Origin of the sequence: Planctomicrobium stercoris, assembly GCF_051465655.1 — a bacterium.
Taxonomy (GTDB): Bacteria; Planctomycetota; Planctomycetia; order Planctomycetales; family Planctomycetaceae; genus Planctomicrobium.
Genome location: NZ_CP195791.1, coordinates 2,348,999 through 2,365,782, shown reverse-complemented (window position 1 = coordinate 2,365,782; position 16,784 = coordinate 2,348,999). Strand labels below are relative to the sequence as shown.

Genomic DNA, 16,784 nt, shown 5'->3' with positions numbered 1-16,784 from the left:
CAGGAACGCACCTTCCTTGAACGCCATCAGTCTCGTCGTGGACGCCGGCCACACACGGGTCAAGCTGGCAAAATGCGTTCAGGAAAACGAATTCCAGCTGCCTGAAGCCCGGCAGTCTCTGGCAGCGATCTATGGAACGCCTGTCGACTGGGCCACGGTCGAAAGCTGGTTTGAAGCCGCTCCGCCGGACGCTGTGATCGTCACCGGAACAAACGCTCTCCGCGCCCGCGAACTGGTCGATGTCTGGCCTTCGTCGCTACCAGCTCCCACGCTGCTCACCGATAAACGACGGATCCCTCTGCGGGTCGAGGTCGACTTTCCGGAAAAAGTCGGAATGGACCGTTTGCTCAACAGCGTTGCTGCGAATGTTCTCCGGCAGCCGGACCAGCCTGTCATCATCGTTGACACCGGGACAGCCATCACCGTGGATGTCGTCGACCGGGCAGGGACCTTTCAGGGTGGAGCGATTCTCCCCGGCATTCTGCTCGGTGCGAAATCACTTCATGAAGAGACCACAACACTCCCCCACGTCGACGTCTGGGAACTTCTGAAACGAGAGCCTGCCGTCCTGGGAAAAAACACCGAAGCAGCCATCGCCAGCGGACTTTACTGGGGTCATCTCGGCGCCGTCAAAGAACTCGTGCAACGCTACGGCGACGTACTGACGACAGACCAGACTCAGCCGCTGTTGCTGCTGACAGGAGGAGCCTCGGTGATCCTTGCTCCCTATCTCGCACAGGCCCGACAGGTTCCTGACCTCTCACTGCAAGGACTGGCGATCGTCGCTCACCATTTGAAAAACAGCTCGAGTGAGAAGTCGTGAGCATCCCGGGTTTCTCTTCCTCTTCAGTCAAACTGACAGCCTGTCTGCTCACACCGGTGGGTCGCGGGGCAGTCGCGACCATCGGCTTTCGAGGTGACCTGTCTTTGCTCGATGGACTCTTTCGTGCTGCCAGCCAGAAAGAGCTGAGTCAACTTTCGCTGAACAGGGTCAACTTCGGCCACTGGGGAAGCGAATCGTCCGAAGAAGTCGTGCTGACGAAAATTGCAGACGATGCTGCAGAACTGCACTGCCACGGAGGTCAGGCTGCGGTCGAACGCATTCTCCAGGATGTGACTGCAATCGGAGGATCAGTCGCGGACCTCAGCTCCTGGATGAAAAGGGAACACAGTCCCGTTGAGGCAGAGTGCCAAATCGCACTCATGAAAGCGACGACACTCAAAACGGCTCATCATCTTTTGCGACAGGTGTCCCTGTTTCCAGCAGCGGTCAAGCACCTGCAAACTCTTCCGCCTGAAGCGAGACGGGAGCAGATTGAAGCACTTCTTCGCTGGAGCAACTTCGGCGAGCATCTGACCACACCCTGGAAAGTGGTCCTCTGTGGTCGACCGAATGTGGGTAAATCGAGCCTGATTAACGCTCTGGTCGGATACACGCGTTCCGTCGTCTTCGACCAGCCGGGAACTACCCGGGACGTTGTTGCCGTCGAGACCGCTTTTGACGGCTGGCCGGTCGAACTCTCGGACACGGCGGGGCTGCGGGAAACGACGGGTGAACTCGAGGCCGCGGGAATCTCGCTAGCGCGAGAACGCATGCGGGAAGCGGACCTACTCCTCATCATCATGGACGCTGCCACGGGTGTTACCGAAGAGGATCAGGAACTTCGCAAAACATTTCCTGATGCCATTCCTGTCTTCAACAAGTGTGACCTGGTCCCGCCGACACATGCGGATTCCCTCAGCACGGAAGCGATCACCGTCTCCGCATTCAAACAGACCGGAATCGAGAAACTGATCCAGACAATCAGCCAACGCCTCGTCCCCGCGGAACCACCACTGACCGCGACCTACCCCGTGACCGAGACTCAGCGTCGCCATCTCGAACAGTGGCACGCTTCGACCTGAAGAGAGTCACCGGAAAGCGGATTTTTGAACCACGGAAGGCACGGAACTCACGGAAGAAGACGGGGAGGGCGAACCGCGAATCGTGCGAATAGCGCGAATGAGTCCATGGCTGCAAGTCGCCGCGTGAGCAATTGCATCGAGTCGCATCGTTTCAAGAATGCACTCGCTGACGCTTCGTGCTCTGACAGATCAATCCCTCAACTCATTCGCCAGATTCGCCCTATTCGCGGTTTGAATCCCTACTCCTCTTTCCGTGAGTTCCGTGCCTTCCGTGGTTCCCTCTTCACGTTCTCCAACCGCCAGCGATTTCATTCCTGGGCCGGCTCAGCCACCGTCACCCGCCCGGGCGGGGTGCTGAATATTGGGCAGGAAGCCTGTGACCAGTCCCGCCAGCGGCAGAAAACTGCACAGAGAGAACACGTATTCGATGCTCGTATGATCGGCGAGGTCGCCCAGAAGGGCAGCGGCAATTCCGCTCACCCCAAAGGCAAATCCGAAGAACATCCCTGCGACGAGTCCCACTTTGCCGGGCATCAGGTCCTGAGCGAACACGAGGATCGCTGAGAACGCCGACGCCAGAATCACACCAATGATGCTGGAGAGAATCACCGTCCACGTGAAGTCGACATATGGCAGGATGAGAGAAAAGGGAGCGACCCCCAGAATCGAAAACCAGATCACCAATTTTCGACCGAAGCGATCCCCCAGCGGCCCCCCGGCAATCGTTCCAGCAGCCACGGAAAACAAAAAGACAAACAGACACAGCTGCGACGTCTGCACGGAGACATGAAATCGGTGCATCAGATAGAAAGTGTAATAACTGGTCAGGCTGACCAGATAAAAGTACTTCGAGATCACCAAAACCACCAGAATCCCGATCGCGAACAGAACCTTCCCGCGAGGCAGGGAGATCGCTTCCGCAACCAGGCCCGCTTTCTTTTCCCGATGCATGGTCACCAGACGATCCTGATACCAGTGACCGATCCGGACCAGAATTCCGATTGCCAGAACCGCCAGCAGCGCGAACCAGGCAATGGCCCTCTGACCTTGCGGAACGATGATCCACGCAGCCAGCAGCGGCCCCAGTGAACTCCCGAAGTTTCCCCCCACCTGAAACAGGGCCTGCGCGAATCCATGCCGCCCCCCAGAAGCAAGGCGGGCAATTCTCGAGGCTTCAGGATGAAAGATGGAAGAACCGAGCCCCACCATCCCCGCTGCAAACATGATCAAACCTAAAGTGTTCGCCAGAGAAAGCAGGATGAGACCGCAGAGAGTGGATCCCATGCCGAGGGCGAGCGAATACGGTTTCGGACGCCGATCCGTATAGAAGCCGACGACCGGTTGCAGCATGGATGCTGTCAATTGTGAGGTCAGCCCGATCAGGCCGATATCGGCAAACGACAGCTGGTACGCTTCCTTCAGCACCGGATAGATCGCGACCAGCACCGACTGCAGGGTATCGTTGAGCAGGTGCGAGGCACTGATGGCCAGAAGAATGCCCATGGTCGTCCGTTCAGCCACAGCGGCCGGAGCGGGAATGGACACGGTCGGTTGAGATGAAGACATATCAGCGAGATCAAGAAAAGAGCGGGCGCGGCGATAGTGTTCACAGGACCCCGTCCGGAGCGAGAAAGTTCACTTTCAATTCTTGCAGGAAGACTTCGGCGTGACGAGTCTGCATCGAGTCACGAGAAGGAGCGGCAATTTCTCGCACTCGCGGAATGCGAGATACGATTGCCGCACTCTCCGAGTGCGGCAATCCTTTCAGACGGAAATTTCATCTCACTGTAATAGAACAGGGAACGGAAGTCTTGACTCCCGTTCCCCGCAAAAGATCAGTAAGCGATTTGTTCTATCGCATTTCGATCCTGATTCGCCTGCACACGGTCGAGCAAACTGCTCTACAGACAGTGTAGAAACGCCACGAGATCCGCCTTCTCCTCCGCTGTCAGCTTGGTCCCCAACACAAGGTTGAAGAATTCCACGGTGTCATCGAGCGTCAGCAGACGTCCGTCATGCAGGTACGGAGGCGAATCTTTGATTCCCCGCAGCGTGAAGGTCTTGATCGGGCCGTCCGCAATGTTGTGCTGATCAAGAATCACCTCGGGTGAATAAAATCTTTCCAGGTGAAGGTCGTGCATCTTGTCATCGAGGAAGAACGGAGCAGCGTGGCATTCTGCACAGCGTGCCTTTCCGTGGAAGAGTTTTTCACCCCGCAATTCCTGAGCACTCGACTTCTCGGGGATCAGATGTCCCAGAACGTCCAGTTTCGGGGCAGGGGGGAAGTCGAGCATGTTCTGGAGCTGGGCCATCATCGCCACCTGAGAGGCCCGATCCGGAAGGTTCACCCCTTTCTTGGCAGCGATCACATGATCGCCGTCGAAGTAGGCGGTCCTCTGTTCGAACTCGGTGAAATCCTCGATGGATCGCAGTGAACGCTTCGAACCGTGAATCTGCTGGTTGAACATTCCACGCAGACTGACCGTGTCCAGACGCATCCGATCATCCTGCGGCCGCGTATCCGGATTCAGATGGAACGTGGCGTTCGTATGCCCATTCGTATGACAGTCAAAACAGGCGACCCCCAGTTCTGCTCCTTTGGATTTGCGGTCCCCCGTCTGATTGAACTGCTGTTGAGGGAAGGGGGTCAGCAGAAGTCGCAGTCCTTCCATCTGCACGGGCGTCAGTTTCCCTTCAAAGATTTCAAAGTAGTTTTTGATCGAGAGAACTTTCCCCTGAGAAACGTCTCCCAGCTCGGGATGAGTGGTCAGAAAGATCGGAGGGGGAAATTCGGGTGTCAGATGAGCCGGAATATTGAAATCGACGTCAAACCGCTGCAGATCACGGGCTTCAAGTTCTTTGATGGCCTGAATTTGCTCGGGGGCGAACACCATCCCGCCAACCAGGTGCTTGATGTGAGGAAGGGGGCGAAATCCTGCGGGGAAAACGTTTTTCTCTTTGATCTCTTCCGGCGTCATCTCAGCCAGCTGGTCCCAGTTCGCGTTCTGATAGGGCCTGACGCGGACACCACGCTGCACCGCTTTCCGGCCGCCCGACATCATGGTCTCACTCGCCTGGTCACGCAGGTCGTACCGCTGCTTAAAGAGATCTTCAAATGCCTTCTGAGCCGCCGGTTTATCACGGATATCTTGCTCCATGACTTCCACAAATGGCTTCGCGGGCACGACTGGCATGTACGTTTCCGGCTTCGGCCTCTTCTGGGAATCTGGCAGAGGATCTGCCGCCCGCAGTGCGCCATAAGCGACCGCAATGGACAAACAAACACCTAGGACCGCTCTGGAGTGGACCACAGACATCACAAAATCTCCCGCACGAGCACAGAATGGAATCTCAGACACGACAGCTATCTTCACCTAGCAATTCGCAGTCCAGCAAGGAAAAATTTTCGGAAACGACGGGCCACGAAAACCATGGTCCCGGGCAGCGACCCAAATCCGCGATGGACCCGCTGTGCGAACTGACGTATGGTGGTGAATCCTGTCCAGACGCCCCTTGAACCAAATACGTATCAATTTTGCTGCTGAAGCCATCAACTTCATGCCCCCTCGCCGGGAATGGATGACGCGAGAGTTATGAATTCACCTGTGTATCGCGTCGAACTCGATCTCTTTACAGGCCCGCTGGACCTGCTGCTCTACCTCGTCCGACGGGATGAAGTGGATATCGTCGACCTGCCGATCGCTCGCATCACACAGCAGTTTCACGAGTTTCTGGACGTGCTGCAGCAACTGGACCTGGATCTCGTCGGCGATTTTGTGGTCATGGCCAGTACGCTGGTTGAAATCAAAAGTCGCAGCGTGCTTCCCAACCAGAATGAAGAACCGGAAGAACAGCTGATCACCGGAGCCAACGGCGACCCCCGGTCAGACCTCATCCGCCAGCTGCTCGAATACAAACAGTTCAAGGAAGCTGCCACCGCTCTGGAAGAACAGGCCCTGCAATGGCAGGAGCGATATCCCAGACTCGCGGATGAACGCCCTGCAGCCGGCAAGAATCCGGCGGCCGACCGCATCAAGGAAGTGGAGCTCTGGGACCTCGTCAGTGCCCTGGGGCGAGTCCTCAAGCGGAATGACGTCGATGCGCAATCGACGGTCCGCTACGACGAAACCCCGCTGCAGACATACGTGGAACAGATCGGCGCCCATGTCCGGGCGACCGGCGGGGTTCCGTTCACGTCGCTGTTCGACCAGCAGACGATCCGCAGCAAGATCATCGGTATGTTTCTGGCGGTCCTGGAGTTGATTCGACATCACAACTTCCGATGCGAGCAGGAAGCAGACTTCGCAGAAATCATGCTGTTGCCACCTGTGGAAATTGAGACTCCACCAGAAGGGGAGGCAGCAGCCCCCCCTGCGGAATCGCAGGCAGAAGCACCGCAAGAGTGATTTGAGGGGTGAAACAGGCGAAGTATTGCAAACTCGCCAAAACCCCCAGTTCCCGGTAATCACGTCGCCACCCGAACCGATCTTGATGTAGAATGCGGTTTCAGATACCACGCGTTCACAATTGGAATGCTTTGACCCCCGAAGGAGTTGGGAATGTATCGCGAGCGTAGCGGGATGCTGCTTGGCCTGTGTCTGGTTTTCTTGGCAATGCCGGTCTTGGCGCAGGCTCCCTCGGAACTCGACAAGATCAAGGACCAGGCGGATACCGCCTACCGGGAGCGGGATTTCCCCAAAGCCATGCAGCTGTGCGATCAGGCCCTGGCGATCGCACCGGAAGACCATGTGGCTTTGTACCTTCGCGGCAGCAGCCGGATCGAAATGGGAATCTTCTCCGGCAACGTGGAATTGATCCGCACCGGCATCGCGGACGCCCGTGAAGCCATTCGACATGAAGGGAAAGGCAAAGCGGATTACTACCTTCCGTATATCTACGGGATGAGCCATCTTTCCGCCTTTGAAGGCAAGCCGGTCCACGCCACGACCGCCCGCACTGTTGCCGACTCCGTCCTCGATCGCGACGACATCACTCCCGAGCAGCGTGCGAACCTGTACTACCAGAGAGCCCAGGCGGACCTGCAGCTGAAAGATTTTCCTTCTGCCGAGACCGATCTGCAGGAAGCCATCAAGCTCGCCCCCCAGCATCTGGCTGCTTACATGCTCACAGCCGAAGTCGCTGCGAAGTCAAAAACGCCCGCAGATGCCGTCAACGCTTACACCAATGTGGTGAACGCGTTCCCGACCAATCCGCTGGTCTACAATAACCGCGGCATGTATCTGCAGTCTCAGGGTCGAACAAAGGAAGCACTCGCCGATTTCGATAAGGCGATTCAGCTGGACCCGAAGCTGATCCCTTCGTACATCAATCGGGGATTTACACTGCTGGAAGCAGGTGACCCCGCCGGGGCTGAAGCAGCCCTCACCCAGGCCCTGACCGTCGATCCTTCGCAGCTGGGTGCGATCAGCCTCAGAGCCACCGCACGCCTGGACCAGAATAAAGCCGCGCCTGCACTGGAAGACTACAGGAAGGTTGCCCAAGTGGCCGCCCAGAATCCGATGGCACATGCCGACCTGGGATTTGCGCAGTTCTTCACCAAGGATTTTCAGGGAGCACTCACTTCCTTCCGGACTGCCCTTAAGCTCGATCCGAAGCTGCGGTTTCTGCTCCCCTGGGAGCTCGCCTGCAAGATGCGACTCAACCAGGTCGATGCATCTGCCTATGCGGACATTACCGGCAAGCCAGCTGAAACACGCGACTGGTTCGACCAGGTGGTCCTGTTCCAGCTGGGGCAGACCGACGCAGCCAATCTTCTGAAATCAACAAGCGCCAACGATGAAGCGGCCCGCGCGTCGCAGTTGTGCGAAGCGTACTATTTCATCGGAATGGAACTGCAGCGTCGAGGACGCGACGGGGATGCAGTGGCATACTTCAAGCAGGCGACGCAGAAGAAACTGCCCAAGCTCTCCGCCTATCGCGGATCGGTCTACGCCCTTCAGAACACGACCGCTCCAGCTCAGTAGAAGCTCTGACCAAAACAGCAGGGTCCGCTACGCGGACCATTTTTACCCAACCTTGTGATCGAAAGCTGACCACCGATTTCCGGCGGTCAGCTTTCTTTTGCGTCACAACGTAGTTCAACCAGAAAGCTCTTCGACACCTCAGGCAGGACTGCATTCTGAAGGGGAAAGCAGATGTCAAAAAGGGTGGCGATCCTCGCGCTGGTTCAGTCAGCTCTGGTGATTCTCGGCTACTTCTGTCTGGGAGCGGTGATGAAGGTCATTGGCTATCCCCAGGAGATTGCTTTCGCTCGCTGGAATCCGCTGGCAATCTTTCTGCGCCAGTATGGGATGGCACTGCTGCTCCTCCCTGTCAGCTGGGTGCTGATCTCACCTGTCGTTGAAAACCGGCGTCTCATGTATTTCGGGCAAGACGTCTGGCTCATCATCGGGGTGGCGATCTGCATGCTCATGATCTGCCTGTTCCTGCCAGCGATCATCTCCCCCTTCACTCGACCGATGCTCTACGGGAATTGATCACCCTCAGTAGGGTCCGCTGTGCGGACCATTGCAACAACATCACCTCGGGACACGGTCCGCATAGCGGACCCTACGGGTCTGCGTACTCATGATCTGCCTGTTCCTGCCAGCGATCATCTCCCCCTTCACTCGACCGACGCTCTACGGGAATTGATCATCCTCAGTAGGGTCCGCTGTGCGGACCATTGCAACAACATCACCTCGGGACGGTCCGCACAGCGGACCCTACTGAATGGGCTCCCGTATCTCCATCTCACGTGACCGACGCTTCGTAGATCGCCTGAATTGAAGTATCGAGGACTTCGTTGAACTCGGCATCGCTTTGCTGGGCGGTCAGTTTTTCAGCGAGAGCCCGCGAGAAGCTCGCAATCACTCCGTGATTCCGGCGGAGCAGGGCATTCGCTTCTGACTGCGAATACCCGCCAGAGAGTGCCACGACTCTCAATACGCGAGGATGGCTCACCAAATCGGAGTAGAAGTTGTCCTGCGTGGGGAGCGTCAGCTTGAGCATCACCATCTGGCCGGCAGGGAGCGTCTTGAGTCTGTTGAGGATTTCAGCCTTCAAGAGCTCTTCGGCCTTCGCTTTCTCCGGACAGTGAATATCCACTTCCGGTTCAACAATCGGGATCAGTCCTGCGGCGATGATCTGAGCGGCCAGGTCGAATTGCTGATCGACAATGGCCTTGATCCCAGCAGCATTCGCCTGCTGAATCACCGAACGCATCTTGGTTCCAAAGATGTTCTTCTGGCACGCCTTCTTCAGCAGCGAGTCCAGTCCGGGAATCGGCTTCATCAGTTGAACGCCATCCTGCACAGTAGCCAGTCCCTTGTCGACTTTCAAAAACGGAACGACCCGTTTGACCTGCCAGAGATAGTCCGCTGTCGGCAGCCCTTCCACCTGACGGTCCATCGTGTCTTCAAACAGAATGGCCCCGAGGATCCGCTCGCCGGTGAAGCTGGGGCTGGTCATGATGCGGGACCGCATCTGATGGACGATGGAGAACATTTCTTCATCCGACGACCAGGCATCGGAATGAATTCCATACGCTTCAAGGGCCTTGGGGGTGCTGCCGCCGCTTTGATCGAGGGCTGCGATAAACCCGGGACTGGACTTCATCTTCTGGAGCTGTTCGTCGTTCAACACAGACCTCACTCATCAAAGGGGAATTCAACAACGCAAACGTCAAGAATCCTACTTCACGACCGGCGTCCCGACACCGAGCCTGGCCGCCTCTTCATCGATAATGGCATTGGCCTCCGCGGTGGACAGCCACCGGCCACGCTTCCAGATCGCGAGCCGTGGCTGTGATTTTCCGGAGTACTCGTAATCCACCGAGGCCTTGTCTTTCTGAAGCCGCATGGCAAAGTGCCGATTTTCATCCATCAGATCGATCGCAGTGGCGCTTCGGCCGATCTCCACCCAGATCTGCCCACCATCGCCCCCCGGACCGCACTCATGCCAGGTCCCGTCGGTCAGCAGGCGGAAATGAGCCAGTTCCCCTTCTGAAGCCCAGAATGTGCGGGGATCATTCGAAACGACAGCGGGAGTGCGGGGAGGAAGAGGCCCCAGCGCCTGTTCCAGCTCGAGATCCACCTTGGCAGCATCAGCAGTGAGACCTTCCTTCTGAAGTGCTGCTTTCGTTTTCGTTGCCAGCTGGCGCAGCTTGAATGCGGCTTGAGTCATGCCACGCGTATACGCACTCGAATTGACGTGCCGGGGAAGAATCCGCTGGGTACTGAAGTCGGTCCGCTCCCGCTGTACTTGACTCTGTAAAGGGGTGTTTGCGGACCCCTTAGCCTTCGCCTCGGCGACATCAAACAGCTTCTCAAGCCCGGCCGTCAGTTTCTCGCGGGTTTCCTTGTATTCCTCGACTCCGGCTGTCCATTTCTCCATCAACGTTTCGGCTGCGGAGACGACCGGCTGACAAAAATGGAATCCGCAAAGCAGTGCAACTCCGGTCATCCACCGTTTGAGCATGCGCATCATTGGCCCCTTCTCAGCAGAGTGATTCCGCAGCAACGAAGCTCGTCGACCAGTGTACCCGAGAAGTTCTCTCCGAGATACTCCCAGAACCGGATCGGGTCATAGCGGCATTACACAGACAGCTGTTCCGAAATCTGCCGTGCCGATTGAACGACACTATCAATCAGCTCAGGCATTGCGTCCGGCGTCACACGGGCTGTGGGGATGCTCAGGCTGATCGCTGCCACAACTTCCTGACCGGCCCGCAAGGGAGCACCAATGCAGGTGATGCCGACGTCATTCTGATCCTGCTCAACCGCGTAACCCTCTTTTTGTGCACGCTGATGAATCTTCGTCAGCTCCGCTGGGTCAACAACCGTGAGCGGTGTCCGCACGATCAGTTTGGTCCGCCTGAGCAGGTCACTCCAGTCTTCCTCGCTCAGACCGGAGGTCACGGCACGTCCCAGCGCGGTGGAGTAGAAAGGATCGGTGCTGTTCTGTTCGACGACCCGGCGAAAGGGATGTCGACTTTCCAGGATCCGCAGATAGCGGACGTGTGTTCCCCGCAGCACTCCCAGATTGATCGTCTCGCCCGTCCGATCATGCAGCGACCGGAGAAACGGGTCTGCGGTCTCCACGAGGGAATCATCCAGCTTCCCTGACGAGAGTCGCCGGAGCTTCGCGGTGATCTGATACTTCCCTTTGTCGATGCGGCTGACGTAACCGAGCTGTCCCAGCTCCTGCAGCAGGCGATGCACGGTCGGCTTGTGAAGTCCTAATTCCGAAGCGATGGTCGCCAGCGGCAGGGCGCCGTCGGCAGCGGCCAGGACCTCAAGAACATGGAACGCTTTTCCCAGCGAGGAAGTATCCATGTTCGAATCACGTTCTCCTGATTCAGCACGACATCTCAGACAAGTTGAACAGCGACCGTGTCCGAGCGATCTGCCGCCGCTGGGTCACTTCAAGTTTGGCGTCGAATTGTAATTGGATGCGGGGATTCCGGCAATCAGCGGGAAGATCGAAGCAGTCTGTCCGACAGGATGTCCAATCATGACTTAGAACGTGAGCTCGATATCGCAGATCTCGTACGGAGAAATCTCCACATTGACAGCATCGTCGATTCGCAATGTCATCACGGTCTCTCCTCGAAAGTTGACCTGACGGGCCGAGGTGGGAGTCCGGAAACACTGCAGCCCCAGCACGCGGCCGCGGCCTTCCGTCTCAAGAAGACGAACGATCACGCTGTTGGGAGTCGAGGAAGGGAGAATGCGGGTCAGCTGAACATTGGCAGCACTCAGACCGAAGAACCAGCCAACGCGACTCCCTTCCGGCGGACGGGTCTGCGTCGGAACGACGATCGGCGGCGAGTATTCATCCAGACACTCTTGCATCGGATATTTCGTATCAATCGCGATGGCAAAGCGGTACTGACGGGTCGTCTCCCCCTCGGTCATCAGGAGAGTGTCGAGCATCCGTTCGCCGGTCTTGCGATGGAACGACAGGCCTGGAGTGAGAATCGTCGTGCGGAAATCGTCGTCAGCAATCTCGAGGAAGTGCGGAGCTTCAATCCGTTGTTTCCGGGCGGCATGGGCTCCCTGCTGCATTGATGCTGTGAGTGCGACATCGATATGCCGCCAGGCAAAACGACAGCCGATGTAGTTCGACCAGGGATCCCCTTCGAGCATCCGGGCAGGGCAAACCTCCAACTCCACTTCCACCACCGGCCGTCCCCGCACCACGCGTGACCGCTGGCGATAGGTGGCGACAACTTCCCCGGCGTTTTCGTCGACCAGATCCCCGAGCGTTTCAATCTCACCCACCAGCGGACCTTCGCTCAGAATGCGGGATTCTCGCATCTGCATGCTGGTGTAAAACGTCTTGATCGATTCCCGTTCTTCTCCTTCACCCACGCTGACCAGTTTTTCGTGAGGGAAACGCAGAGCAACCTGCTGACTCAGGCGATTGGGGCTGCGACGGTATGTCTGGATGCCGGCGATCCCTCCAGTCGCTTCGCTGAAACGCACTTCAAACAGATCGTTCCGGAGCAAAAGCTCCTCCGCCAGCGGAATCTTCCCGGGGGGAGTATTCGCCCGCGCCGGTCCTCCCGCCAGCCAGAGAAATCCACAGGGGGGAAGATTCACCAAAGCAAGTGTGCGATCACTGTCAACCTGCACCCCCAGCACGTTGCGGTCCTGCGGGGGAACGCTGCCGGATGGCCATTCAATGAGCGTCTTGCGTGGAAACGACAAAGGATTGAAGATCAGAACACCGGGTCCCGCTTCGCCGCCTCCGGTCACAATCGACTGCAGTCGCGGCACGGATCTGGAAAACTCTTTTGTGATCGCCTGATCCGCAGCTGCCTGAATTTCCTGAGGCGCTTCCGGGTGGGCCGCTTCCACCGCAGCCTGCAACTGCGAAGCAGATTCATCCGGGCCGAATTCACTCATCAGCACCCGGGCCACCTGCCGGGTCCAGTCCGCCTGATCGAAGGCGCGTTGGCGCTCCCAGTAGCGGATGTGCCGTCCGACCGGATCAGCTTCGCGCGCTGCGACAGCATGCACGAGCGAAGGGGACAGGTATTCGTCCGGTTGGTGACTCAATCGACGCGCTGGACCGCTAGCCCGGGAAAAATACTCTTCGAAGCAGACAAACTTTCCGAGAACCGGGGCGTAGGCCTGAGCTCGCCGGAGATCATCCAGAAAAGGAGTTCGCATATCCGGCCAGCGGGCGAACATGACGGCTGCCACATGGTCCATGTCCATCGACTCGGACATCCGTTCGGCGAACCGGAAGATTCCGCTGGCCCCGTCGGCGGGGAGCGGAATTCGACTGATGGCGTTGATGAAGCCGCCGTCGTTTCCGTCCCAACGAACCTGAGACTGTTCCTGATCCGGATAAATCCCGTCATCGAGGACCAGATGCATCGCCCCCTGATATCCGAAGCGCCCCAGAATCTGCGGCAGATGCGGCCCGATTCCAAACCGCTTACGTCCCCAGGTGACTGGCATTCGTCCGAACAATTTCTGATAAATCGCTCGTCCGGTCTGCAGATGCCAGATCGTCGAATCGAGCGACATCAAAGCACTGCCAACCTCTTCATCATCTCCGCCGACCAGTTCCAGCGTTTTGCGTTCCAGTGCGGCTTGAACGCGGTCGGACCAGCGGGGATCGCTCTCCACAATCGTCTGCCAGACCTGTGCAGGAGCATGCACGTTAAAAGGGGCAGGGGACTGCAACAGGCGTTCAAACGACTCGTTGGCGGTCTCGGGAGTGATCAGGCACAAGTCGAGCAGAAAACATTCGACGGGATAAAACCGTTCACGCGACTCCAGCAGCATCTCATAACAGGTTGTCAGATGCTTACGAGCCGCAGCGGGATCCGCATTCACCGCAGCGGTCGCTGCCGCCACCATTTCACGGTGCAGATAACCTTCATCAATGTGGTTGAAGTTTCGCATCCGCCGGGTCAACAGCTCCAGCAGCAGATACGTCGTTCCGAAAGCGATGAAGTCGGCAACCAGTTCCGGATCGAGTTCCGGCAAGGGTCCCAGCGGCGCGAGAGCCTGAGTGAGAATCTTCTCCCGATCATGCTCCCCGGAAATGACCACTCCGCCGACAGAGCGGGCCTGTTCGACCCAGCCCACGGGAAGAACGTCCTGACTGGGAATGGGGATGAGAGTCAGCCGGGAGGCCAGGTCTCCCTGGGGCGAGTCGGCTCGCTGCCATTGAGGAATCACTTCGCCGGAAGCGATGAGGGCGGGATGCCACAGGCAGGCGAATCCGTTGATCAGACTGGCAGCTGGCTTTTCGGCCAGATCGGTCGGCAGATCCTCCAGTCCATGAGAGGGGATCAGGACGATCAGCTGTTTGTATTTCATACGGGCGACACGAAGGGTTGCGTGGCCCATTCGGTCTCCGCCCAGCCAGAGAGGTCCGAGAAATTCTCGAACAGGTCCGATTCGACCGCCCGGAACGCATGTTCACGGCGATTTCAGCACCGGACATTCCGACCATCCGCACCCGGAGGGGAACCGGCAAGACTCACTTCCAAAACCAGTGAAGGGTGAGTAACGGGACTTGAACCCGCGACCCCCAGATCCACAATCTGAGACTCGCGCCGGCAGGTACCTCAACAAACTGGGACAAAAACCAAGGCCACAAACGTGATGTAAATGACTTGAGAATTGTCCCAGCCATTGCGATAGGTAGCAAGTGCCGCGACCACACAAACCGGCGAAGTCTTCAAGCCTTTCTATCGGCAGCGAGGAGCACGACTCAGCTGGTTTCCTTCGCTCGCGGCCTGCAGTCTCTCGCGACCGATCTCGAAGTACTCCGACGTGGCTTCGAACCCGATGAACTTGCGGCCCTCGAGAGCGGCCGCCACACCAGTCGTGGCGCTGCCTGAAAATGGATCGAGTACGGTCCCGCCGACCGGAGCCACCTGCACCAGTTCGCGGAGCAGCTGCGTCGGCTTGCCGGTCATGTGGAATTTGTCGCTTTGTTTCACGGGCACATCAAAGCACCCATCGAACGGGCCCCGGTCCTGCAGGATCGGGATCGCTCCGTTGGTGCCCCACACGATGTACTCGCACTGGTGCCGCATGTAACCCTTGTGAGGCGCCCGAGCTCCTCGACCCTTGTTCCAAGCTGCGACCCCTCGCCACGTCCACCCCGCGGCCTGCAGGGCGTCGGTCATCGCCGGCAACTGGCGCCAGTCAATAAAGACCAGGCAGTAAGCCTCCGGCTTGCTCACCTGGCGGGCTAATGTCAACCAGGTCGTGCACCAGTAGGCGAACGATCTCTGATCGCGGGTGTCGCCGACAAAGCTGGGCCGGCCGAGCGTGTTGCCGCTGTGGCAGTACTTCTCTGCGGGATCACCTTTGCGGGCTGTGGCGGTCGTGCCTCCGCTGCAGTAGGGAGGATCGGTGATGACCGCATCAACCGATTCAGCCTGCAGACCCGGCAAAAGCTGAAGAACATCTCCCCTCCGCAGCTGCAGACCTCCTTGCTCGAAAACCTCCGATGGTTTTCCCGACTCGCTTCCTCGACTCACTCCATGTTTTGCTGACTTCACTTCTCAACCGCCCTCTATCCGCACATGCGGATGTTGCGATCGGCTTGCTCGATCCGACGTCCGTGTCAGGGGCTTCCAGTCTGTTCCCGCAGCTGGGAGCCCCGCTTTCTGTCTGCACTGCTTGCAGCTTCCGTGCCGCGATGAACACTCAAGAAATCAGGAGCCGAGGAGGCGAGAAATCCGAGTTCCCGGACTGGAAAATCCAAACGCCTTCAATCAGCATTGAAGGCGAACACCTTCCCCAACCTCGAACGGAGATGAAACAATGGGCCAGTCTGTTACAGACAAAATTGATGTTATTCATGATCTCGGATTTGCGATGGAGATCCATGAAATCACCACAACAAAAGATGACACCGACGTAGCAGGACGAACGACAACAGTCGTTACTGAGGTAAAGTATCAGACTGCAATGGGCCAACCAGCAAAGAAACTTCCTGACGGTACGTTTCTGGTCATCGGGCCTCGCGGTGAAACGCCGATTTTGCATCGCCTGGAACATCGCTTCTGGTAGAGCGTTAACCAGCAGTTTCCAGACTTCATTCGAAAGAATTGAAATGCGGCAGGAATCGGAATCCACGCCCTCCTCTGAGGGCATGAGGCGATGGCCACCGTCGGGCACTTACACAGGCCTTCCGTGCACTTGCCAGGATACATGTGAGGATCCGTGCCACGGCGAATGTGGGTGTGAGGCTTGCGCTGAAGCGTACAGCGACTTCCTGTCACGCTCGTAATTCTCTTAAAATTCATTTGCTCATTCTGGCTCTTCGCCACGTTGTGCCGTGATCACTGCGGTCCACCAATTTCCGTGTCTACTTTTTCATCCGTTGGTTGACCGCAATAGACGCAGGTCACCTGAGTTTTCTCGATCATCTTTGCTCCTCCGAATAAAAAATCGCGCGAAAGAAAGTGTGTGAGGTCGTTCGACGGCTTCCGCCTGGGTCGGCGGCTTCCGGGGCGATCCGGAAGGACCCAAGACCGGGGGGGCCGGTCGGGGCGACGCTCATATGGGAGCCCGCCATATGAGCCCTGTGTGGGAGCCCGCCATATGAGCCCTGTGTGGGAGCCTGCCATATGGCGCAGACTCACGCGGCCTGCTGCTGATCGTCCTGCTCCGACACGGTCGGCAACTCAGGGAAGCAGCCCTGCTGGATCGATCGGAGAAGCGGCTCCCAGAGGCGCCTGGCCACCTCCTGCTGCGAAAGGCCTGTCCTGTTGCAGTAGCGCCGCAGTGCCGCTTTGCCTGCCAGATTGGTTCGGTACTTAATCCATTGGTCGCCGACCATTTCGAAATCCCTTCGGTTTTGATCTTGCATTTTCGATCTGGGCCATCGCGTAATGC

At 57.8% G+C, this 16,784-nt stretch carries 14 protein-coding genes; 6 read left to right on the top strand and 8 right to left on the bottom strand.

Annotated features, from left to right (window positions below; all coding sequences use genetic code 11):
• The first annotated feature begins 16 nt into the window (after positions 1 to 16).
• Positions 17 to 823: a type III pantothenate kinase gene (locus SH661x_RS09910; RefSeq protein WP_437230464.1), complete on the top strand. Its 807-nt coding sequence runs from the start codon at positions 17 to 19 to the stop codon at positions 821 to 823.
• Positions 820 to 1,905, top strand: a complete 1,086-nt coding sequence (locus SH661x_RS09905) for a GTPase (RefSeq protein WP_437230462.1) — start codon at positions 820 to 822, stop codon at positions 1,903 to 1,905. The genes SH661x_RS09910 and SH661x_RS09905 overlap by 4 nt, the downstream gene beginning before the upstream one ends.
• 324 nt (positions 1,906 to 2,229) lie before the next feature.
• Here the strand turns inward: SH661x_RS09905 and SH661x_RS09900 are convergent, their stop codons facing one another.
• Together SH661x_RS09900 and SH661x_RS09895 are read right to left on the bottom strand one after the other, a co-directional pair.
• The gene (locus SH661x_RS09900; RefSeq protein ID WP_437230460.1) at positions 2,230 to 3,471 is read right to left on the bottom strand and encodes an MFS transporter; all 1,242 of its coding nucleotides are present in this window, start codon (positions 3,469 to 3,471) and stop codon (positions 2,230 to 2,232) included.
• Positions 3,472 to 3,806: 335 nt separating this feature from the next.
• Positions 3,807 to 5,222, bottom strand: a complete 1,416-nt coding sequence (locus tag SH661x_RS09895; protein ID WP_437230457.1) for a cytochrome B6 — start codon at positions 5,220 to 5,222, stop codon at positions 3,807 to 3,809.
• A gap of 276 nt (positions 5,223 to 5,498) precedes the next feature.
• Between SH661x_RS09895 and SH661x_RS09890 the strand changes: the two genes are divergently transcribed.
• The 3 genes from SH661x_RS09890 to SH661x_RS09880 all read left to right on the top strand — a co-directional run bounded on the left by SH661x_RS09890 (position 5,499) and on the right by SH661x_RS09880 (position 8,402).
• A complete protein-coding gene (locus tag SH661x_RS09890; RefSeq protein WP_437230455.1) occupies positions 5,499 to 6,311 on the top strand; it encodes a segregation and condensation protein A in 813 nt (270 codons plus the stop codon).
• 153 nt (positions 6,312 to 6,464) lie between these two features.
• A complete protein-coding gene (locus SH661x_RS09885) occupies positions 6,465 to 7,889 on the top strand; it encodes a tetratricopeptide repeat protein (protein ID WP_437230453.1) in 1,425 nt (474 codons plus the stop codon).
• Positions 7,890 to 8,060: 171 nt separating this feature from the next.
• Positions 8,061 to 8,402, top strand: a complete 342-nt coding sequence (locus SH661x_RS09880; RefSeq protein ID WP_437230451.1) for a hypothetical protein — start codon at positions 8,061 to 8,063, stop codon at positions 8,400 to 8,402.
• A 256-nt stretch (positions 8,403 to 8,658) separates the two neighbouring features.
• On the opposite strand, the gene SH661x_RS09875 is transcribed toward SH661x_RS09880, so the two are convergent.
• The 5 genes from SH661x_RS09875 to SH661x_RS09855 form a co-directional block, all read right to left on the bottom strand.
• A complete protein-coding gene (locus tag SH661x_RS09875) occupies positions 8,659 to 9,546 on the bottom strand; it encodes a fructose bisphosphate aldolase (RefSeq protein ID WP_437231184.1) in 888 nt (295 codons plus the stop codon).
• A gap of 51 nt (positions 9,547 to 9,597) precedes the next feature.
• Positions 9,598 to 10,392 carry a hypothetical protein gene (locus tag SH661x_RS09870; protein ID WP_437230449.1) on the bottom strand — a complete coding sequence of 265 codons (795 nt, stop codon included), beginning with the start codon at positions 10,390 to 10,392 and terminating at the stop codon, positions 9,598 to 9,600.
• Positions 10,393 to 10,499: 107 nt separating this feature from the next.
• Positions 10,500 to 11,240, bottom strand: coding sequence for an IclR family transcriptional regulator (locus SH661x_RS09865; RefSeq protein WP_437230447.1), 741 nt, complete (start codon positions 11,238 to 11,240; stop codon positions 10,500 to 10,502).
• Positions 11,241 to 11,423: 183 nt separating this feature from the next.
• Positions 11,424 to 14,276 carry a hypothetical protein gene (locus tag SH661x_RS09860; protein WP_437230445.1) on the bottom strand — a complete coding sequence of 951 codons (2,853 nt, stop codon included), beginning with the start codon at positions 14,274 to 14,276 and terminating at the stop codon, positions 11,424 to 11,426.
• 344 nt (positions 14,277 to 14,620) lie between these two features.
• Positions 14,621 to 15,421, bottom strand: a complete 801-nt coding sequence (locus SH661x_RS09855) for a DNA-methyltransferase (protein ID WP_437230443.1) — start codon at positions 15,419 to 15,421, stop codon at positions 14,621 to 14,623.
• Positions 15,422 to 15,707: 286 nt separating this feature from the next.
• On the opposite strand from SH661x_RS09855, the gene SH661x_RS09850 reads away from it, so the two are divergent.
• Positions 15,708 to 15,956 carry a hypothetical protein gene (locus SH661x_RS09850; protein WP_437230441.1) on the top strand — a complete coding sequence of 83 codons (249 nt, stop codon included), beginning with the start codon at positions 15,708 to 15,710 and terminating at the stop codon, positions 15,954 to 15,956.
• A 571-nt stretch (positions 15,957 to 16,527) separates the two neighbouring features.
• Here the strand turns inward: SH661x_RS09850 and SH661x_RS09845 are convergent.
• On the bottom strand, positions 16,528 to 16,728 hold the full coding sequence (locus SH661x_RS09845; protein ID WP_437230439.1) for a hypothetical protein: 201 nt from the start codon (positions 16,726 to 16,728) through the stop codon (positions 16,528 to 16,530).
• Positions 16,729 to 16,784: the final 56 nt, after the last annotated feature.